15 protein-coding genes and 1 pseudogene are annotated in these 19,378 nt (G+C 72.0%); 6 read left to right on the top strand and 10 right to left on the bottom strand.

All coding sequences use genetic code 11. The features are described 5' to 3' along the window. Positions 1-6 precede the first annotated feature (6 nt). Positions 7-435 (bottom strand): PPOX class F420-dependent oxidoreductase, encoded by a 429-nt coding sequence (locus tag ACGFZN_RS04535; protein WP_393856986.1) that lies wholly within the window; start codon positions 433-435, stop codon positions 7-9. Positions 436-526: 91 nt separating this feature from the next. Between ACGFZN_RS04535 and ACGFZN_RS04530 the strand changes: the two genes are divergently transcribed. Both ACGFZN_RS04530 and ACGFZN_RS04525 read left to right on the top strand, forming a co-directional pair. Beyond that, positions 527-940, top strand: a complete 414-nt coding sequence (locus ACGFZN_RS04530; RefSeq protein WP_393856985.1) for a roadblock/LC7 domain-containing protein — start codon at positions 527-529, stop codon at positions 938-940. Between the two features lie 125 nt (positions 941-1,065). Continuing rightward, positions 1,066-1,926 (top strand): annotated as a pseudogene (locus ACGFZN_RS04525) (DUF6397 family protein); the annotation flags it as partial. A gap of 363 nt (positions 1,927-2,289) precedes the next feature. On the opposite strand, the gene ACGFZN_RS04520 reads toward ACGFZN_RS04525, so the two are convergent. Then, positions 2,290-3,156 (bottom strand): acyl-CoA thioesterase, encoded by an 867-nt coding sequence (locus ACGFZN_RS04520; RefSeq protein ID WP_393856984.1) that lies wholly within the window; start codon positions 3,154-3,156, stop codon positions 2,290-2,292. 55 nt (positions 3,157-3,211) lie between these two features. After that, positions 3,212-5,725, bottom strand: coding sequence for a DEAD/DEAH box helicase (locus tag ACGFZN_RS04515; protein ID WP_393856983.1), 2,514 nt, complete (start codon positions 5,723-5,725; stop codon positions 3,212-3,214). A 145-nt stretch (positions 5,726-5,870) separates the two neighbouring features. Between ACGFZN_RS04515 and ACGFZN_RS04510 the strand changes: the two genes are divergently transcribed. After that, positions 5,871-6,665, top strand: coding sequence for a metal-dependent hydrolase (locus ACGFZN_RS04510; RefSeq protein ID WP_393856982.1), 795 nt, complete (start codon positions 5,871-5,873; stop codon positions 6,663-6,665). Positions 6,666-6,700: 35 nt separating this feature from the next. Here ACGFZN_RS04510 and ACGFZN_RS04505 read toward each other — a convergent pair whose 3' ends face one another. The 4 genes from ACGFZN_RS04505 to ACGFZN_RS04490 form a co-directional block, all read right to left on the bottom strand. After that, on the bottom strand, positions 6,701-6,964 hold the full coding sequence (locus tag ACGFZN_RS04505; protein WP_393856981.1) for a type B 50S ribosomal protein L31: 264 nt from the start codon (positions 6,962-6,964) through the stop codon (positions 6,701-6,703). 42 nt (positions 6,965-7,006) lie between these two features. Continuing rightward, positions 7,007-7,480, bottom strand: coding sequence for a DUF5709 domain-containing protein (locus ACGFZN_RS04500; RefSeq protein ID WP_393856980.1), 474 nt, complete (start codon positions 7,478-7,480; stop codon positions 7,007-7,009). A gap of 552 nt (positions 7,481-8,032) precedes the next feature. Beyond that, entirely contained in the window at positions 8,033-9,814 is a 1,782-nt protein-coding gene (locus ACGFZN_RS04495) for an ABC transporter ATP-binding protein (RefSeq protein WP_393856979.1), read from the bottom strand. Continuing rightward, on the bottom strand, positions 9,811-11,616 hold the full coding sequence (locus tag ACGFZN_RS04490; protein WP_393856978.1) for an ABC transporter transmembrane domain-containing protein: 1,806 nt from the start codon (positions 11,614-11,616) through the stop codon (positions 9,811-9,813). The genes ACGFZN_RS04495 and ACGFZN_RS04490 overlap by 4 nt, the downstream gene beginning before the upstream one ends. 356 nt (positions 11,617-11,972) lie before the next feature. Here ACGFZN_RS04490 and ACGFZN_RS04485 point away from each other — a divergent pair, with 356 nt between their 5' ends. Both ACGFZN_RS04485 and ACGFZN_RS04480 read left to right on the top strand, forming a co-directional pair. Further along, on the top strand, positions 11,973-12,707 hold the full coding sequence (locus tag ACGFZN_RS04485; protein WP_393856977.1) for a L,D-transpeptidase family protein: 735 nt from the start codon (positions 11,973-11,975) through the stop codon (positions 12,705-12,707). 150 nt (positions 12,708-12,857) lie between these two features. After that, positions 12,858-14,468 carry a peptide-N4-asparagine amidase gene (locus tag ACGFZN_RS04480; protein WP_393856976.1) on the top strand — a complete coding sequence of 537 codons (1,611 nt, stop codon included), beginning with the start codon at positions 12,858-12,860 and terminating at the stop codon, positions 14,466-14,468. 118 nt (positions 14,469-14,586) lie between these two features. On the opposite strand, the gene ACGFZN_RS04475 is transcribed toward ACGFZN_RS04480, so the two are convergent. Next, positions 14,587-15,036 (bottom strand): MarR family winged helix-turn-helix transcriptional regulator, encoded by a 450-nt coding sequence (locus ACGFZN_RS04475; RefSeq protein ID WP_393856975.1) that lies wholly within the window; start codon positions 15,034-15,036, stop codon positions 14,587-14,589. A gap of 113 nt (positions 15,037-15,149) precedes the next feature. Between ACGFZN_RS04475 and ACGFZN_RS04470 the strand changes: the two genes are divergently transcribed. After that, a complete protein-coding gene (locus ACGFZN_RS04470) occupies positions 15,150-16,958 on the top strand; it encodes an ABC transporter ATP-binding protein (protein WP_393856974.1) in 1,809 nt (602 codons plus the stop codon). A 75-nt stretch (positions 16,959-17,033) separates the two neighbouring features. Here the strand turns inward: ACGFZN_RS04470 and ACGFZN_RS04465 are convergent, their stop codons facing one another. Together ACGFZN_RS04465 and ACGFZN_RS04460 are read right to left on the bottom strand one after the other, a co-directional pair. Beyond that, complete coding sequence (locus tag ACGFZN_RS04465) at positions 17,034-18,113, bottom strand: NAD(P)-binding domain-containing protein (RefSeq protein WP_393856973.1); 1,080 nt, start codon at positions 18,111-18,113, stop codon at positions 17,034-17,036. Between the two features lie 69 nt (positions 18,114-18,182). Next, positions 18,183-19,349, bottom strand: coding sequence for an LLM class flavin-dependent oxidoreductase (locus tag ACGFZN_RS04460; protein ID WP_393856972.1), 1,167 nt, complete (start codon positions 19,347-19,349; stop codon positions 18,183-18,185). Between the last annotated feature and the right edge of the window lie 29 nt (positions 19,350-19,378).

Genomic DNA, 19,378 nt, shown 5'->3' with positions numbered 1-19,378 from the left:
TTCCTCTCAGGCCGCCAGGTCCTTGACGGCCACCACCTGGTCGACCGTCACCCGGACCAGCAGCTCACCCGGAACGCCGTTGCGGGCGCCGTACTCCTCGGCGCGGTCCTCGCCCATGTACCGGGCGGCGATCCGGGTGGCCCAGTGCCGCAGCTCGGCCAAGTCCTCCGACAGCCGTGCCCGGCCGTTCAGCACCACGAAGTGGAAAGGCGGCCGGTCGTCGTCCACGCACAGGGCCACGCGTCCGTCGCGGGCGAGATTGCGCCCTTTCACCGTTTCCTTCCCGGTGTTGAAGACCAGTTCGTCACCGTCCAGCAGAAACCAGATCGGGGCCACGTGAGGGCTCCCATCGGCGCGAACGGTGGACAGTTTGCCCGTCCTGGTGCCGTGCGAGACGAACGCCCGCCATTCCTCGTCGGTCATCTTCTGTGCCATGCGCCCATCCTGCTTGCCCGTACGCCGGACCTGGGGAAGGCTGGCGGAGAGTTCCTCCAGCCAGGGGGAGACATCACACGGGGAGACGGAGATGGCGCAGAACCAGGGACTCGGCTGGCTCCTGGACGATCTGACCGAGCGAGTGGACGACGTGCGGCACGCGCTGGTCCTGTCGAACGACGGCCTGGTCACGAGCGCGAGCACGGGACTACGCCGGGAGGACGCCGAGCATCTGGCCGCCGTCGCGTCCGGGCTGCACAGCCTGGCGAAGGGATCGGGACGCCACTTCGGCGCCGGCAGGGTACGCCAGACCATGGTCGAGTACGACGACGCGGTGCTGTTCGTGACCGCGGCCGGCACCGGCAGCTGTCTGTGCGTCCTCAGCGCGGCCGAGGCCGACATCGGCCAGATCGCGTACGAGATGACGCTGCTCGTCCATCGCGTAGGCGAACACCTCGGCATCGACGCGAGGCAACCGGAGCGAGCCCCCATCACAGACGCCTGACCAGCGGGTTCCGTCCTTCCGCCGAGTTATCCACAGGGCTGACGCGTTGTGCGGCGTTACGGCTACGGTGGGTGCACGGCGCACACGCAGGGTGTGCGCCGATGACTCCACGGGGGAGTACGACCATGCCGTCCAGCACCTGCGCTCAGCCCCGCTCCGCCACCTGCACACCGAGCCACGCCGCACGGGAACTCGGCCTCAAGCGAGGGGAGTTCGACCTCGCCGTGCACCTCGGCCTCGTCCGGACCGTGCCCGACGAGGGCGGGGGAGGGACCCGGAGGGTGGAGCGGTCCGAGATCGACCGTCTTCGCGCACACGAGGACCACCCGGAGACACTGCGCGGACGGGTGCGGGTGGTGGGCACCGCCGAGGGCGCCGCGCTCATGGAGATCCCGGTCGGGCGGTTCAGCCGCCTCGCCCGTCTGGGACTGCTCGTGCCGGTGAAGTGGTATCTGAACCGCTACAGGGCCGTGGTCTGGCTCTATCTGGCGGAGGACCTGCGGGAGTTCGTCTCCGACACCGGCAACGCCCACCTGCTGAGGGGACGCACCCCCGAGAACCTGCGCGGCCAGCTGGAGACCGGGCTGGACCTGCGCGCCCGCAACTGGCGAGGACGGCACCTGGGGTTCCTGCTGCGCCAGGCCGAGGACCCGTGGGTGCGGGCGGGAGCCGTCGCCGCCTTCCTCTCGCCCATCGAGATCGCCGACGTCGTCAAGGATCCCTACGAGCGCGCCTGCCTGCACCGGTTCCGGCCCGCACCACCCGGCCAGGGCGCTCCGGGCTCGCCCGCCGCGCATCTTGTCGAGAAGATCACGACCGCGCAGGACGCGGACGAGATCGAGTGGCTGCGCAGCGACCTGGCCCATCTGCTGCAGGAGGCCCGCGCTCTCACACCGGCCCCGCGTCCCGGGCCCCGCCGGGCGGCCGCGCCGGTCCGCCGAGCGGTCGCACGGCCCATTCCGCCCATGGCTCCCACGGTCGCACGGCCTGTGGCGCCGGCGGCACCTGCCTCGGCGGCGCCCGGCGACAACCCGCTGGCGGCGCGGGCGCCCGAGCCGCTGCCGGACCGGCGCCGGCCGGCGGGCGAGCCCGTCAGCCGGGCGCTCGCATGGCATGGCGCACCGGTGATGCGGGCGGCTGCTCCACCTGCCGGGCCCCATCCGGACAACCGCCGGGCCGGACGCGCCTCAAGCCGCCCCACCCGTGGTCTGCGGGCCTGGCTGCGGCGGAGAAGCCCCCGCCCCGCGCGCCTGTGAGCCACTCGGCCGCGGACGATCGCCCGCAAGACCCGCGTCCCGCTGCCCTGCACGCGCGGCGGCGAACACCGCCCGCGGATCGCCGCACGGTCGTCACAGGGCCCTGAACAGGCCTTCCTGCACGACCGAGACGAGCAGCCGGCCCTGCCGGTCGTAGATACGCCCGCGAGCCAGGCCCCGGCCACCGGTGGCGATCGGCGACTCCTGGTCGTACAGGAACCACTCGTCCGCGCGGAACGGCCGGTGGAACCACATGGCGTGGTCCAGCGAGGCCATGTCGAAGCTCCGCGGACCCCACAGGGGTTCGACCGGGATGCGGACCGCGTCCAGCAGGGTCATGTCGCTGGCGTAGGTGAGCGCGCACGTGTGGACCAGCGGATCGTCACCGAGCGGTCCGACCGCGCGCATCCACACGGCGCTGCGCGGCTCGGCCCCCTCGATCTCCTCGGCGTTCCAGCGCAGCCGGTCGACGTAGCGGATGTCGAAGGGCTGGCGGCGCGCCATCCGCTCCAACTGCTCCGGCAGCGCGCCCAGATGCTTGCGGACCTCTTCGGACACCGTCGGCAGCGACTCGGGGTCCGGCAGCTCGCGGACCGGCGGCAGCTGGTGCTCGAACGGTCCTTCCTCAGGCTTGTGAAAGGAGGCGGTCAGATTGAAGATCGTGCGGCCCTGCTGCACGGCCGTGACCCGGCGTGTGGTGAACGACCGGCCGTCGCGTACCCGCTCCACCTGGTACACGATCGGCACCCCCGGCCGGCCCGGGCGCAGGAAGTACGCGTGCAGCGAGTGCACCGGGCGGTCGCCGTCCGTGGTGCGGCCGGCGGCGACCAGCGCCTGGCCCGCCACCTGGCCGCCGAAGACCCGCTGCAGCGACTCCTGCGGGCTCCGGCCACGGAATATGTTGACCTCGATCTGCTCCAGGTCGAGCAGGTCGACCAGCTTCTCGGCCGGGTTCGTCATCGATGGAATTCTCCTTGGCTCACAACCGGTTGGCTCACGGCCGGCCGGGAAACGCTCACAGCTGGCCCACGTCGGTGACCCGGACCACGGCTCGGCCCTCGGCGTCCGAGGCCGCGAGGTCGATCTCCGCGCTGATGCCCCAGTCGTGGTCGTCGTTAGGGTCGTCGAAGATCTGACGGACCCGCCAGATGCCGTTCGCCGGCTCTTCGTTGATGACCAGCAGCTTGGGACCGCGGGCGTCGGGGCCGGTGCCGAGGTCGTCGTACTCGTCCCAGTACTTGTCCATGGCCTCGGCCCAGGCGTCCGCGTCCCAGCCGGACTCGGCGTCCATCTCGCCCAGTTCCTCGACCTGGTCGAGGGCGGCCAGCTCCACACGCCGGAACATGGCGTTGCGGACGAGCACCCGGAAGGCCCGCGCGTTGGTGGTGACCGGCTTGACCTCGTCGGCCTTCTCCTGGGCCTCCTCGGCGGTCATCTCCTCCGGGTTCGCGAGCTGCTCCCACTCGTCCAGCAGGCTGGAGTCCACCTGGCGCACGGTCTCGCCGAGCCACTCGATCAGGTCCTGCAGGTCCTCGGACTTCAGGTCGTCCGGGATGGTGTGGTCGAGGGTCTTGTAGGCGCCGGCGAGGTAGCGCAGCACGATGCCCTCGGTGCGAGCCAGTTCGTAGAAGGACACCAGCTCCGTGAAGGAAAGCGCCCGTTCGTACATGTCCCGGACGACCGACTTCGGCGACAGCGGGTGGTCGCCGACCCACGGGTGGCTCTTGCGGTAGGTGTTGTACGCGTGGAAGAGCAGCTCCTCCAGCGGCTTCGGGTAGGTGATGTCCTGGAGGCGCTCCATGCGCTCCTCGTACTCGACGCCGTCCGCCTTCATCGCGGCCACGGCCTCGCCGCGCGCCTTGTTCTGCTGGGCGGCGAGGATCTGCCGGGGGTCGTCCAGAGTGGACTCGACGACGGACACCATGTCGAGGGCGTAGGACGGCGACTCGGGGTCGAGGAGCTCGAACGCGGCGAGCGCGAACGTGGACAGCGGCTGGTTGAGGGCGAAGTCCTGCTGGAGATCGACTGTGAGCCGGACGATGCGGCCCTCGGCGTCGGGCTGGTCGAGCTTCTCCACGATGCCGCCGTCGAGCAGCGAGCGGTAGATCGCGATCGCCCGGCGGATGTGGCGCAGCTGCTGCTTGCGCGGCTCGTGGTTGTCCTCCAGCAGGTGACGCATCGCCTCGAACGCGTTGCCCGGACGGGCGATCACCGACAGCAGCATCGTGTGCGTCACCCGGAAACGCGAGGTCAGCGGCTCCGGTTCCGACTCGATCAGCTTCTGGAAGGTGTTCTCCGTCCAGCCGACAAAGCCCTCCGGTGCCTTCTTGCGCACCACCTTGCGCCGCTTCTTCGGATCGTCGCCCGCCTTCGCCAGCGCCTTCTCGTTCTCGATGACGTGCTCCGGCGCCTGCGCCACGACGAGCCCCGCCGTGTCGAATCCGGCGCGCCCGGCCCGGCCCGCGATCTGGTGGAACTCCCGGGCCCGCAGCGTACGCACCCGGCTGCCGTCGTACTTGGTGAGAGCGGTGAACAGCACCGTGCGGATGGGCACGTTGACGCCCACGCCGAGCGTGTCCGTGCCGCAGATGACCTTCAGCAGGCCGGCCTGCGCGAGCTTCTCCACCAGGCGCCGGTACTTGGGCAGCATGCCGGCGTGGTGCACGCCGATGCCGTGCCGCACGTAACGGGAGAGGTTGCGGCCGAACTTGGTGGTGAAGCGGAAGTTCCCGATCAGCTCGGCGATCTGGTCCTTCTCCTCGCGCGAGCACATGTTGATGCTCATCAGCGCCTGCGCCCGCTCCACGGCCTGCGCCTGCGTGAAGTGCACGATGTAGACCGGGGCCTGCCTGGACTCCAGCAGATCGGTGAGTGTCTCGGTGAGCGGGGTGAGCCGGTACTCGTAGGACAGCGGCACCGGGCGGGTCGCCGAGCGGACCACCGAGGTGGGGCGGCCGGTGCGGCGCGTGAGGTCCTTCTCGAAGAAGGACACATCACCCAAAGTGGCCGACATCAGGATGAACTGCGCCTGGGGCAGCTCCAGGATCGGGATCTGCCAGGCCCAGCCGCGATCGCCCTCGGCGTAGAAGTGGAACTCGTCCATGACGACCTGGCCGACGTCGGCGTCCTTGCCGTCGCGCAGCGCGATGGAGGCCAGCACCTCGGCGGTGCAGCAGATCACGGGGGCGTCGGCGTTCACGGAGGCGTCGCCGGTGAGCATGCCGACGTTCTCGGTGCCGAACAGCTTGCACAGCTCGAAGAACTTCTCCGACACCAGCGCCTTGATCGGAGCCGTGTAGAAGGTGACCTCGTCCCGGGCCAGTGCGGCGAAGTGCGCACCCGCGGCGATCATGCTCTTGCCGGAGCCGGTGGGCGTCGAGACGATCACGTTCGCCCCGGAGACCACCTCGATCAGCGCCTCCTCCTGGTGCGGGTAGAGGGTCAGGCCGCGCTCCTGCGCCCACGACTCGAAGGCTTCGTACAGGGCGTCGGGGTCGGCGGTCGGCGGCAGCTGATCGATGAGGGTCACGCCCCCATCTTGCCTGGCCTCCTCCCCGAGAGGGGAATCGGCTGCGGGCACGAAGATCACGGCGGCTACGCTGTGGCGCCGGCGCAAGGTCAGCGCACCGGGTCAACTGGACAGCGGTACACGAGGAATGGGGCGGGAAGCGGCCATGATGGGACCAGCACACTCACTGTCGGGGGCCGCGGCCTGGCTCGGGGTCGGAGCGGCCGCCGCCGCGGCGGGGCATCCGATGCCCTGGCCGGTCCTTCTGTGCGGCGCCCTGATCTGTGCCGGTGCCGCGCTCGCCCCGGACCTCGACCACAAGGCGGCCACGATCTCCCGTGCCTTCGGGCCGCTCTCCCGCTGGATCTGCGAGATCGTGGACAAGCTGTCGTACGGCGTCTACAAGGCGACCCGGATGAAGGGCGACCCGCGTCGCTCCGGAGGGCACCGCACGCTGACGCACACCTGGGTGTGGGCGGTGCTGATCGGCGCCGGCTGCTCGGCGCTGGCGATCGCGGGGGGCCGCTGGGCGGTGCTGGCGATCCTGTTCGTGCACATGGTGCTGGCGATCGAAGGCCTGCTGTGGCGGGCGGCGCGCGGCTCCAGCAGCGACGTCCTGGTCTGGCTGCTGGCGGCGACCACCGCGTGGATCCTCGCGGGCGTCCTGGACAAGCCGGGCAACGGCTCGGACTGGCTGTTCACCGCCCCGGGCCAGGAGTACCTGTGGCTGGGGCTGCCGATCGTGCTCGGCGCCCTGGTGCACGACATCGGGGACGCCCTGACGGTCTCGGGCTGCCCGATCCTGTGGCCCATCCCTGTGGGCCGCAAGCGCTGGTACCCCGTGGGCCCGCCCAAGGTGATGCGCTTCCGCGCCGGGAGCTGGGTGGAGCTGAAGGTGCTGATGCCCGTGTTCATGCTGCTCGGCGGGGTGGGCTGCGCGGCGGCGCTCAACGTGATCTGAGGCGGCCCTGCCGGAGCTGCCGGCCGGGCGGCGGTTCAGGTGGTCTCTTCGGCCCCGGCCCCGCCGTACCGGCGCTCGAAGCGGGCGACACGGCCTTCGGAGTCGACCGTGCGGGCCTTACCGGTGTAGAAGGGGTGGCTCTCCGAGGAGATCTCCACGTCGATCACCGGGTAGCTCCGGCCGTCGTCCCACTCGATGGTCTGCTCGCTGTGCGCGGTGGACCGGGTCAGGAACGCGTAGCCGGCGGCGCGGTCACGGAAGACCACGGGGTGGTAGTCGGGGTGCTTGTCCTGCTGCATGGCGGCTCCTCGTGCGGGGCGTGCGGGCAGGGGCGGCGCGGATCAGCCGGGCAGGGAGTCCTCGTCGACGACGTGCATCGCGGCCTCCTCGGCGGAGGCGGCGGCGCCGTCGATGCCGACGTCGGTGGCGACGAGGGCGGGCTCCTCGTCCTCGTGCGCTCCCTCGTCCGGGGCCACCAGCCGGCCGGAGCGGCGGTTGCCGACCTCGTTGTCGAGCAGTTCCCCGTCGGTGTCGTGGTCGCCGATGTCGTCACCGTCGGGGGCGGCCGCATCGGGCAGTTCCTCGGCAAGCCGCTGGTCGAGAGTCTCGCCCGCCTGTCGCTCGGCCGCCGTCACCCCGACGTGGTTCACCGCCCAAGGGCGCTCGGGAGGGGACCAGCCGCGGTCGAGCGGATCGTCGACGCCGTCGAATTCCAGTGTGTCCTCGGCGTCGAGCACACCCGTGTCCTCCCGGACCTCCATGGGATCGGGATCGGGCTGGTAGACGTCGTCCCCCCAGCCGTCGACGCTGTCCACGAGTACCTCCAGGTGGTGAGGACGGCCGTGCGCCGCCGTGAGCGGCGGTGGGTCGCCGGCACGTGCGGCCCGGGTGTCACACGCCGCGAACCGGGCGGCCGCGGGGCGTTTCCCAAGCCTGTGCCGTTCTCCAGACTTCCACCCCAGGTCCGGACCGCGCAACGGCACGGGCGCGGGTCACCGCTGCGGCCTGGCCACTGGCACGAGCGCCGACTGCTCCCCGGGCCGGGACACCGGCACCACTGCGGGTCTCATGGGCGCTCGCACGCCATGACCTGGCGGCCGGGCGAGCCGGCGGACGCGCCTCCGTGCTCGCCGCGGGCGGCCCGTCCTCCACGTCTGCCCGCGGTGCCGCCGGATCCGGCCTCCCGGCCGGGGCGCGCGGCCGCTCGGCCCGCGGGGCCGGCGGGGGCGGCCGCAGCCCCGCCGCAGGGAGCGTTGGCAGGCCCCGCCGAGAGCGCGAGCGTCCAGCCCCTGACCGGGCCGGATGCCGGTGGCCGTGGCCGGACGGTGCAGCGTCTCGGTGCCGGGCATCCGGACCTCGCCGGAGCCTCAGCCGTGCCAGGACCGCCACAGCGCCGCGTACGCGCCGTCCGCCGCGACCAGCTCGTCATGGCTGCCCAGCTCGCTGATGCGGCCGCTTTCCACGACGGCGATCACGTCGGCGTCGTGCGCGGTGTGCAGGCGGTGGGCGATGGCGACCACGGTGCGGCCGTCCAGGACGCGGGCCAGGGAGCGTTCCAGGTGCCGGGCCGCGCGCGGGTCGAGGAGCGAGGTCGCCTCGTCGAGGACCAGCGTGTGCGGGTCGGCGAGGACGAGCCGGGCCAGCGCGATCTGCTGGGCCTGCGCCGGGGTCAGGGCCAGCCCTCCCGAGCCGACCTCGGTGTCCAGGCCGTCGTCCAGGGCCCGTGCCCAGCCGTCCGCGTCGACCGCGTCCAGCGCAGCCCACAGCTCGGCGTCCGAGGCTGCGGTGCGGGCCAGCAGCAGGTTGTCGCGCAGGGAGCCGACGAAGACATGGTGTTCCTGGTTGACCAGGGCGACGTGCGAGCGGACGCGTTCCGCCGGCATCCGGGACAGCTCCGCGCCGCCCAGGGTGATCCGGCCGTCCCGGGGCGCGTAGATCCCGGCGAGCAGCCTGCCCAGGGTGGACTTGCCCGCGCCAGAGGGGCCGACCAGGGCCAGCCGGGTGCCCGGGGCCACCTCCAGGGACACCGTGCGGAGCACGTCGACGCCCTCCCGGTAGCCGAAGCGGACCCGGTCGGCGTGCACGTCCCGCCCGGCCGGTGCCAGCGAGGCGTCGCCGGCGTCCGGCTCGATCTCCCGGACACCGACCAGTCGGGCCAGCGACACCTGGGCCACCTGCACCTCGTCGTACCAGCGCAGGATCAGGTTCACCGGGTCGACGAGCATCTGCGCGATCAGCGCGCCCGTGGTCAGTTGCCCGACCCCGATCCAGCCGCGCAGCACGAACACCCCGCCGACCATGAGGACCGAACCGAGCACGATGACGTGAACGGCGTTGATCACCGGGAAGAGCACGGACCGCAGCCAGAGCGTGTACCGCTCCCAGGCGGTCCACTCCTTGATCCGCCGCTCCGAGAGGGTGACCCGCCGGTCCCCGAGCCGGTGCGCCTCGATGGTGCGGCCCGCGTCCACCGTCTCGGCGAGCGCGGCGGCGACGGCGGCGTACCCGGCGGCCTCGGAGCGGTAGGCCGAGGGCGCCCGCTTGAAGTACCAGCGGCACCCGGCCACCAGCACCGGGACGGCGAGCAGCACGGCGGCCGCCAGCGGGGGCGCCGTGACGACGAGCCCACCGAGCAGCAGCAGCGCCCACACCACGCCGATGGCCAGCTGCGGCACGGCCTCACGCATGGCGTTGGCCAACCGGTCGATGTCGGTGGTGATGCGGGAGAGCAGATCGCCGGTGCCGGCCCGTTCCAGCACGCCCGGCGGCAAACCGACCGACCGCACCAGGAAGTCCTCGCGCAGGTCGGCCAGCATCCGCTCGCCGAGCATCGCGCCGCGCAGCCGCACCTGCCGGGTGAACACCGCCTGCACGGCCAGCGCGAGCACGAACAGGGTTGCCGTCAGGCCGAGATGAAGCTCCCGGGACCGGTCGGACACCCGCTCGACCAGTCCGCCGAGCAGGTACGGACCCACCATGGAGGCGATCACGGCGACCGTGTTGACGCCGATGAGCAGCAGGAACGCCCGGCGGTGCCGGCGGAACAGCTCGGTGACGTAGGCGCGCACGGTCGCGGCCTTGCCGACGGGCAGGGTGGTGGCGGTCGTCGGGGCAGCCGGGTCGTACGCCGGTGGCGCAACGCCGATCATGCGCTCTCCTCCATCGCTTCGCGTTCCTGGCGCGCGCCGACCAGGGCGCTCTCTTCGGCCGCCGTCTGCTCGTCGTCCGTCTCCCGGGTGACCACGGCCCGGTACCGCGGTTCGCTGCCGAGCAGTTCGCGGTGCTCGCCGACCGCGACCGCCTCGCCGTCGTGGACCAGGACGACGCGGTCCGCGCGGTCGAGCAGCAGCGGCGAGGAGGTGAACACCACGGTCGTACGCCCCGAGCGCACCTGGCGCAGTCCGTCCGCGATCCGCGCCTCGGTGTGCGAGTCGACAGCGGAGGTCGGCTCGTCCAGCACCAGCACCCCGGGATCCGTGACCAGCGACCGGGCCAGCGCGAGTCGCTGTCGCTGCCCGCCGGACAGGGAGCGTCCGCGCTCGGTGATATGGGCGTCCATCGGGTCGGCGCCGGCCGGTGCTCCCTGGACGAGTGCCTCCAGCACGTCGCCGCACTGCGCCGCGGCCAGCGCGTCCGTGGCGCGCACGGCTCCCGAGAAGGGCACGTCGAGCAGGTCGCGCAGCGTGCCGGACAGCAGGACCGGATCCTTGTCCTGGACGAGGACGGCGGTGCGGGCGCTGTCCAGGGGGAGTTCGTCCAGGGCCACTTGGCCGAGCAGCACCGAACGGCCCGGCTCGGTGGGGTGGCCGCCCAGCCGCTCCGCAAGCCTGCCCGCCGCGTCCGGATCGCCGCAGACCACGGCGGTGAGACGGCCGGCCGGCGCGAGCAGACCGGTGACGGGGTCGTACAGGTCGCCGCCCGGCAGCTCCGCCTCGCGGGTGCCCGCGGTGGCTGTGGACCGCTGCAGCGTCAGCACGCGGGCCGCCCGTTTGGCCGAGGGCCGGGAGAAGGAGTAGGCCATCGCGATCTCTTCGAAGTGGCGCAGTGGATAGTTCAGCACCATCACCGCGCTGTAGACGGTGACGAGTTCACCGACGGTGATCCGGCCCTGGCGGGCCAGGCCGATGCCGTGCCAAACGACGGCGATGAGCAGCAGCCCGGGCAGCAGTACCTGGACGGCGGAGATCAGTGACCACATCCGGGCGCTGCGCACGGCGGCGTGCCGCACCTCCTGCGAGGCGCGGCGGTAGCGGTCGAGGAACAGTTCCTCGCCGCCGATGCCGCGCAGCACCCGCAGTCCGGCGACCGTGTCCGAGGCCAGTTCGGTCGCCCGGCCCGCCTTCTCGCGCTGCACGTCGGCGCGGCGGGTGGCCCGGGGCAGCAGCGGCAGCACCGCGAGCGCCACGACGGGCAGTCCGGCGGCGACGACGATCCCCAGGGCGGGCTGGTAGACGAGCAGTCCGACGCCGACCACGACGACGGTCAGGGCGGCCGCGGTGAACCGGGAGACCGCCTCGACGAACCAGCCGATCTTCTCCACGTCACCGGTGGAGACCGCCACCACCTCGCCCGCGGCGACCCTCCGGGTCAGGGCGGAGCCGAGCTCGGCGGCCTTGCGGGCCAGCAGTTGCTGGACGCGGGCGGCCGCCGTGATCCAGTTGGTCACTGCGGCCCGGTGCAGGAAGGTGTCGCCGACGGCGATGCCCGTGCCGCACAGCAGCATCAGACCGCCCGTCAGGGCCAGCCGGCTGCCGGAGCGGTCGACCACGGCCTGGACGGCGAGGCCGACACAGAAGGGCAGGGCCGAGACGGAGACGAAGTGCAGCAGGCCCCAGGCGAGCGACTTCAGCTGCCCGCCCAACTGATTGCGCCAGAGCCACCACAGGAACCGGGGGCCCGAACGCGCGTCCGGGACGCCCGGATCGGAGTACGGAAGGTCTTGAATCTGCATGGCGTCCCAGTGGCTCGTGTCAGGGAGGGATCAGGAAGGAGAGGCGAGGAGCGGTGAGGAGGAGGGGTGAGGGGAGGAGGGGTGAGGGGAGGGCGGCGGGAAGCGGTGACAGGCCGTGAAAGGTTCGCCTCGCCGGGTGGTGAATTTCAAACGGTTTTCCCGGCGGAGGCCGAAGCCCCCCGGCTTCCGGCCACCGCGTCCGGCGCCGTCGCGGGTGCCCCGGCCGGGCTTCACCGGCCAGCTGTCCAGCCGGTCGACCGCACGCATGACGGCCGTCACCCGAATGTCTGGAAGATCGCACAATGCCCGGTACGTGGTGCGAGGATGGCCGGGTGAAGATCCACGGCGTGCGGCGAATGACGGTTGCGGTGACGGCTTTTGGGGCTCTGCTGGCCACGGTGCCGGCGTGCGGCAACCACGCGTCCGGACCCGTTCGCGTCGGCGGGGAGGGCCCGCGCGGCCAGGCCTCCCGAAGCCCGGCGGCGCCGACCGCACCCATCGCCGACCCGACGCGCATCCCGGGCATCGGCGACCGGCTGCTGCAGGAGATCCCCCGTGACTCCGGCCAGGTCCTCGCGGTGTACGGCGAGGGCGAGGACTCGCCCGACTCCACCGCCGTGCTGTACACACGGCAGGGCGCGCGGTGGCGGCCGGTGGCCCGGTGGCCCGCGCACAATGGCCGGAACGGCTGGACCACGGACCACCATCTGGGTGACGAGCGCAGCCCCGTAGGCGTGTTCGGCCTCTCCGACGCAGGCGGTGTGCTCGCCGACCCCGGCACCCGGCTGCCGTACGACCAGGACGAGGAGGCCTACGCGCCGCCGAACGACTGGGGCGAGGCGCATCAGCACGACTTCGACTACGTCATCGCCATCGACTACAACCGCGTCCCGGGCACTCCGCCGCACGATCCCACCCGCCCCCAGGGCGACGACAAGGGCGGCGGCATCTGGCTGCACCTCGACCACGGGGACGGCACGTCCGCGTGCGTCAGCCTGTCCAAGGACGCCATGGAGTTCCTGCTGCGCACCCTCGACCCGGCCCGGCATCCGGTGGCGGTGATGGGCGACCGGGAGGAACTGCGCGTCTGACGCACGGACGCCTCCACCACCGGCGGAGCTGCCACGGCCGGCGGCACCGCCGCGAAGACGCCGGAAGCGCGCGGCCCGGCCGGGCCCGATCGCGCCCTTGTTCCGGAGGCGTCATTGCGGCCGGCCCCGACTCCCCGTAGAACACCGGCCATGAGAAGACGGATAGTCATGTCCATGCTTGCCGGAGCGACCCTCTTGGCGAGCGCCCTCTTCGGCACGGGAGCCGCGGCGGCCCAAGCGGCCGACGTCCCGGCCGAGTTCGGCACCGACTGGCACGACCCGGTCACGGCGGCACCGCCCGTCGAACCGCCGCACGCCAAGTCCTGCCAGGTCAACCTCGCCGACGCCCAGTTCCGCGACTTCACGCCGTACCGGGGCGCGTACACCCCGCCCCAGGGCTGCGGCGACCACTGGAGCAAGGTCGTCCTGCGGCTCGACGGCAAGGTGAAGGGCCGTCAGTACGACCGCCTGGGCTATCTGCACGTGGGCGGCGTCGAGATCCTGCGCACCTCCACCCCAGAGCCCTCGCCGGACGGCATCGAGTGGCACGTCGAGAAGGACGTCACCCGCTACAGCGACACGTTCCGCAGCCCGCAGGACGTCGAGATGCTGATCGGCAACGTCGTCGACGACACCTACACCGGCGTGATCGACGTGCACGTCACCCTCACCTTCTCCGTGGGCCGCCCCGCGGAGCGGACCCCCGACCGCGTGCTCACGCTCGCCGACACGCCCGACGGTACGACCCTCACCGCGCCGCGCAACAGCGAGCGGATCCTCGCCGAGGTCTACGCGACCGGCTCCGGCGGAGGCTGCGAGGAGTTCTGGTATCTGACCGTGGCCGATCCGGCGTCGTACTCCTGCAAGGCCGATCACGGGCCCTACCGCGAGGTTCAGATCAAGGTCGACGGACAACTCGCCGGAATCGCCGCGCCGTTCCCGAACGTCTGGACCGGCGGCTGGTCCAATCCGTTCCTCTGGTACGTGATCCCGGCGCCGGGCGCCTTCGACGTCCGGCCGATCACCTACGACCTCACGCCCTTCGCGAGCCTGCTCGACGACGGCCGACCGCACCGCGTCGACGTCTCCGTCGTCGGCGTGCCCGCGGGGCAGCCGGGGTGGAGCGCGCCGGTGAACGTCCTGGTCTGGCAGGACTCCCACCGCGCGCAGCTGACGGGAGCGCTGACCGAGGACAGGGCCACGGACATCGCGAACACCTCGACCTACACTCCCGGTTCACAGAACCGTGTCGACACCCGGGCCGGACACCGGCTCACCGTCTCCGGATACCTCGACACCTCGCACGGCCGCGTGACCACCACCGTCACCCGGACGCTCGCCGACACCTCCGTCCACCGCTGGACCGACGGGGAGAACACGGACGGACTCGACGCGACCTGGACCGACGACCAGACGGTCGCCGTCGCAGGAGACGGTCCCGCGCGGACGACGCGCACCCACCGGACGTACACCATGAACGGCGCGACGACCATCGGCGCGGACGACCGGCTGCGCACCGTGCTGACCCTCGGCGACCGCGCGTCGTTCGCGGAACTCCGGGACGGCCGGCGCACCGCGTGGTCGCGGCTCGACGACACCTACAGCGGTGACGCCGCCTACACGATCGGCGTCCCGCGCGACCAGCGGCATGCGGTCGGCACGTCGAGTGAGCGGTACCGGCTGTACGGCTCGGGCGGTTGTTACGACCGTTCGCTGACCACGGTGCAAGGAGTGCTGACGGAGGACCACCGGCGCTGCTGAGCGCGGCGTGCGGAATGTCGCGGCGCGCGCTGCGACCGGCACCGTCGTGACGAGGTGCACGAGCGCGTCGACGCACGACGGCGGGCCGTGCACCGGGTGGTGCGCGGCCCGCGGCGGTTCAGCAGCTCTTTGTTCCGTCTCCTTCGATCAGGGCCTCCAGCAGGACGCCGAGCACCCGGCGCTCCTTCTCGGTCAGCGGCGCGAGGATCTCCTCGGCCGCCGAGCGGCGGGCGCCGCGCAGCTCGCGCAGGGTCGTACGGCCCTCGTCCGTCAGCTCGATGCGGGTCACCCGCCGGTTCGCCGGATCCGGCACCCGCCGTACCTTCCCGCTCGCCTCCAGCCCGTCGACCAGCGTCGTGACCGCACGGGGCACCACTTCCAGGCGCTCGGCGAGATCGGCCATGCGCGGGGGCGAGGGGTAGTGCGCGAGGGTGCGCAGCAGCCGGGACTGGGCCGGGGTGACACCCACGTCGTTCCGTTCCAGATGGCGCTTCTGGATGCGGTGCACCCGGCGGGTCAGCCGCAACAACTGCTCGGCGAGCAGGCCGTCGGAATCCGGGATGGTCATGCGGGAACAATATCAGGATGCCGTTCATTGTGAGTATAGGTAACAATGAGCTACGATCCGTTCGTCATCGTCGGCCGGTCTCCGGCCGGCGCCCGTCACCTCCGTAGGAGCCCATGCATCCCGACCGTGCACCGTCCTGGACCCCGCCTGCCGACGCCAAGGAACAGCCCCGGCAGGTGCGCCGCATCCTGAAACTCTTCCGTCCCTACCGCGGGCGGCTCGCGATCGTCGGCCTGCTGGTCGGCGCCTCCTCGCTGGTGTCGGTGGCCACGCCGTTCCTGCTCAAGGAGACCCTGGACGTCGCGATCCCGCACGGCCGCACCGGCCTGCTGAGCCTGCTCGCCCTCGGCATGATTCTCAGCGCCGTGCTCTCCAGCGTCTTCGGCGTGCTCCAGACGCTGATCTCTACCACCGTCGGCCAACGCGTCATGCACGACCTGCGCACCGCCGTCTACGGCCGGCTGCAGCGCATGTCGCTCGCCTTCTTCACGCGCACGCGCACCGGCGAGGTGCAGTCCCGGATCGCCAACGACATCGGCGGCATGCAGGCCACTGTCACCTCCACCGCCACCTCCCTGGTCTCCAACGCCACCAGCGTCGTCGCCACGATCGTCGCGATGATCGCCCTCGACTGGCGGCTCACCGTCGTCTCGCTGCTCCTGCTGCCGGTGTTCGTGTGGATCAGCCGCCGCGTCGGCAACGAACGCAAGAAGATCACCACGCAGCGGCAGAAGCAGATGGCCGCCATGGCGGCCACCGTGACCGAGTCGCTCTCGGTCAGCGGGATCCTGCTCGGCCGCACCATGGGCCGCTCCGACTCGCTCACGGCGTCCTTCGCCGAGGAGTCCGAGCGACTGGTCGACCTGGAAGTGAAGTCGAACATGGCCGGGCGCTGGCGCATGGCCGTGATCACCATCGTCATGGCCGCGATGCCCGCGATCATCTACTGGACGGCGGGCCTGGCCCTGCAGTTCGGCGGCCCCAAGGTCTCGCTCGGCACCATCGTCGCCTTCGTCTCGCTCCAGCAGGGCCTGTTCCGCCCCGCCGTGAGCCTGCTCGCCACCGGCGTCCAGATCCAGACCTCCCTCGCGCTCTTCCAGCGCATCTTCGAGTATCTCGACCTGCCCATCGACATCACCGAGCGGGACAAGCCGGTCCACCTCGACCAGGTCAAGGGCGAGGTCCGCTTCGAGAACGTCGAGTTCCGCTACGACAAGGGCGACACGGCGCGCCCCGTCCTCGACGGCATCGACGTCACCGTGCCCGCCGGCGGCAGCCTCGCCGTCGTCGGCCCGACCGGCGCCGGCAAGTCCACGCTCGGCTATCTGGTGCCCCGGCTCTACGACGTCACCGGCGGCCGCGTCACCCTGGACGGCGTCGATGTCCGGGACCTGGACTTCGACACCCTCGCCCGCGCGGTCGGCGTCGTCTCGCAGGAGACGTACCTCTTCCACGCCTCGGTCGCCGACAACCTCCGCTTCGCCAAGCCGGACGCCACCGACGAGGAACTGCGGGCCGCGGCCAGAGCCGCGCAGATCCACGACCACATCGCCGCGCTGCCGGACGGCTACGACACCGTGGTCGGCGAACGCGGCCACCGCTTCTCCGGCGGCGAGAAGCAGCGCCTCGCGATCGCCCGCACGATCCTGCGCGATCCGCCGGTCCTCATCCTGGACGAGGCGACCAGCGCCCTCGACACCCGCACCGAGGCCGCCGTCCAGGAGGCGATCGACGCGCTGTCGGCCGACCGGACGACGATCACCATCGCCCACCGCCTGTCAACGATCCGCAGCGCCGACCAGATCGTGGTCCTCGAGTCCGGACGCGTGGCCGAACGCGGCAGCCACGAGGAACTGCTGGAACGGGACGGACGCTATGCCGCGTTGGTGCGCCGGGACGCCCAACTGGAACCGACGAGCTGAAGGGGGGGTGCCGAGGGGGAACCGGCGAGCCGATCTGCGGGGCGGCGAGCGAAGAGATGCCGGGATCGGAGGATGTCATGCGGCGAGCGGCTCATCCTGCGCCAGCAGCCGCCTGATGTCCCGGACGGCCGCGCGGCCGGCCCGGTTGGCGCCGATGGTACTGGCCGAGGGGCCGTAGCCGACGAGATGGACCCGCGGGTCGGACACCACCCGGGTGCCCTCGACCCGGATCCCGCCGCCCGGTTCCCGCAGCCGCAGCGGACGCAGGTGGTCCAGTGCGGCCCGGAACCCCGTCGCCCAGAGGATGACGTCGGCGGTGACGTGCCGGCCGTCGTCCCATGCCACGCCGTCCGGAGTGATCCGGTCGAACATCGGCTGCCGGTTCAGGACACCGTCCGCGAGCCCCTGCCGGACGGCGTCGTTCAGGGGCAGCCCGGTGACCGAGACCACACTGCGCGGCGGAAGCCCCTGCCGCACCCGATCCTCGACCAGCGCGACGGCCGCACGGCCCGCCTCCTCGTCGAACGGCCCCTCGCGGAACACCGGAGGACGCCGGGTGACCCAGGTCGTGGCGGCCGCGTACGGGGCCAGCTCCAGCAGGTGCTGCGTGCCCGAGGCGCCGCCGCCCACGACGACCACCCGCCGGCCGGCGAACTCCTCCGGCCCGGCGTACCGCGCGGTGTGCAACTGCCGCCCGCGGAAGGTCTCCTGACCGGGATAGCGCGGCCAGAACGGACGGTCCCAGGTGCCGGTCGCGTTGATCAGCGCCCGCGCCGACCAGGAGCCGTCCGAGGTCTCCACGAGCAGCCGCCCACCGGCTCCTTCGCGCACCGCCCCTACGTCCACGGGCCGGCGCACGCGCAGGTCGAAGGTGCGCTCGTAGCGGTCGAAGTACTCACCGATCACCTCCGCCGAGGGCCGCGCGGGATCGGCGCCGGTCAGCTCCATCCCGGGCAGCGCGTGCATCCCGTGCACCTTGCCGTACGTCAGTGAGGGCCACCGGAACTGCCAGGCGCCGCCCGGCGCGGGGGAGTGATCGAGGACCACGAAGTCGCGACCCGGCTCGAAGCCGGTGCGCCGCAGATGAAAGGCACTGGACAGCCCGGCCTGCCCGGCGCCGATGACGACGACCTCGACCTCACGCGATTCGTTCACCTTTCTACTAACCGGGGTGCGGGCGTGGATCTTCCCGGGAACCGGGAACCGGGAACCGACGGATCCCGTTCAGCGGCCGCTGGACACCAGCAGTGGCGCGGCGCTCCCGCTTCCGTTCCCGGCCGCCGGGGACGCCGTACGGTCCAGCAGGCCGCGGGCGGACAGCTCCGGGACGACGCCCTCGCCGAACCAGTACGCCTCCTCCAGATGGGGATATCCGGAGAGGACGAAGTGCTCGACGCCGAGGGCGTGGTACTCCTCGATGCGGTCGGCGACCTCGGCGTGGCTGCCGACCAGTGCGGTGCCGGCGCCGCCGCGCACCAGACCGACCCCCGCCCAGAGGTTGGGGTGGATCTCCAGCCGGTCCCGGGAGCCGCCGTGCAGCGCCAGCATCCGCCGCTGCCCCACCGACTCGCTGCGGCCGAGCGCGGCCTGCGCGGCGGCGATCGTGTCGGCGTCGAGATCGTCGAGCAGCCGGTCCGCCGTCGCCCAGGCCTCCGCCGAGGAGTCCCGGGAGATCGTGTGCAACCGGATTCCGAAGCGCACCGTGCGCCCCTCGCGCTCCGCGAGCGAGCGGATCCAGTCGATCTTCTCCTTCACCTGGGCGGGCGGTTCGCCCCAGGTCAGATACACATCCGCGTGCCGGGCGGCCACCGGCCCGGCCGCCGCCGAGGAACCGCCGAAGAACAGCTGCGGCACCGGGTCGGGCGGCAGCGCGGTCAGTCCGCCCTCGACCTGGTAGTGGGCGCCGTGGAAGTCGTACGGCTCCCCGCGCCACACTCCGCGCACCACGGACAGGAACTCGTCCGTGCGCTCGTACCGCCTGTCGTGGTCGAGATGGTCGCCGAACCGCCGCTGCTCCGCGGAGTCGCCGCCGGTCACCACATTGAGCAGCAGCCGCCCGCGCGTCACCCGCTGATAGGTGGCCGCCATCTGCGCGGCCAGCGTCGGCGAGAGCAGTCCGGGCCGGAACGCCACCAGGAACTTCAGCCGCTCGGTGTGCTGCGCGAGGGCGGCCGTGGTCAGCCAGGCGTCCTCGCACCAGGTGCCGGTCGCCGTCAGCACCGCCTCGAAGCCCAGCCGCTCGGCGGCCTTGGCGATCTGCGCGAGATACGCGATGTCCGGGGCCCGTACCCCGGCCGCCTTGCGTGCGTCGTTCGGGCCGTAGGCGTGCCGGTCCACCAGGGTGCGGCCGTCGCCCCCGGTCGGCAGGAACCAGTGCAGTCGTACGGTCATGCCGCCGTTCTCCTTCTTCTCGAGCTGGT

This window comes from Streptomyces sp. NPDC048192 (assembly GCF_043202415.1).
GTDB lineage: Bacteria > Actinomycetota > Actinomycetes > Streptomycetales > Streptomycetaceae > Streptomyces.
The sequence above is the reverse complement of the archived record's forward strand: the minus strand, read 5'-3'. Positions and strand labels throughout refer to the sequence as shown.

What these genes read in the sequence shown, in the direction of transcription:
- ACGFZN_RS04520 (WP_393856984.1), bottom strand. Translation starts at nt 3,156, where the DNA reads ATGACGAACCCGGCCGAGAAGCTGGTCGACCTGCTCGACCTGGAGCAG.
- ACGFZN_RS04470 (WP_393856974.1), top strand. Translation starts at nt 15,150, where the DNA reads ATGCATCCCGACCGTGCACCGTCCTGGACCCCGCCTGCCGACGCCAAG.
- ACGFZN_RS04535 (WP_393856986.1), bottom strand. Translation starts at nt 435, where the DNA reads ATGGCACAGAAGATGACCGACGAGGAATGGCGGGCGTTCGTCTCGCAC.
- ACGFZN_RS04485 (WP_393856977.1), top strand. Translation starts at nt 11,973, where the DNA reads ATGACGGTTGCGGTGACGGCTTTTGGGGCTCTGCTGGCCACGGTGCCG.
- ACGFZN_RS04460 (WP_393856972.1), bottom strand. Translation starts at nt 19,349, where the DNA reads ATGACCGTACGACTGCACTGGTTCCTGCCGACCGGGGGCGACGGCCGC.
- ACGFZN_RS04495 (WP_393856979.1), bottom strand. Translation starts at nt 9,814, where the DNA reads ATGATCGGCGTTGCGCCACCGGCGTACGACCCGGCTGCCCCGACGACC.
- ACGFZN_RS04510 (WP_393856982.1), top strand. Translation starts at nt 5,871, where the DNA reads ATGATGGGACCAGCACACTCACTGTCGGGGGCCGCGGCCTGGCTCGGG.
- ACGFZN_RS04490 (WP_393856978.1), bottom strand. Translation starts at nt 11,616, where the DNA reads ATGCAGATTCAAGACCTTCCGTACTCCGATCCGGGCGTCCCGGACGCG.
- ACGFZN_RS04530 (WP_393856985.1), top strand. Translation starts at nt 527, where the DNA reads ATGGCGCAGAACCAGGGACTCGGCTGGCTCCTGGACGATCTGACCGAG.
- ACGFZN_RS04480 (WP_393856976.1), top strand. Translation starts at nt 12,858, where the DNA reads ATGAGAAGACGGATAGTCATGTCCATGCTTGCCGGAGCGACCCTCTTG.
- ACGFZN_RS04505 (WP_393856981.1), bottom strand. Translation starts at nt 6,964, where the DNA reads ATGCAGCAGGACAAGCACCCCGACTACCACCCCGTGGTCTTCCGTGAC.
- ACGFZN_RS04475 (WP_393856975.1), bottom strand. Translation starts at nt 15,036, where the DNA reads ATGACCATCCCGGATTCCGACGGCCTGCTCGCCGAGCAGTTGTTGCGG.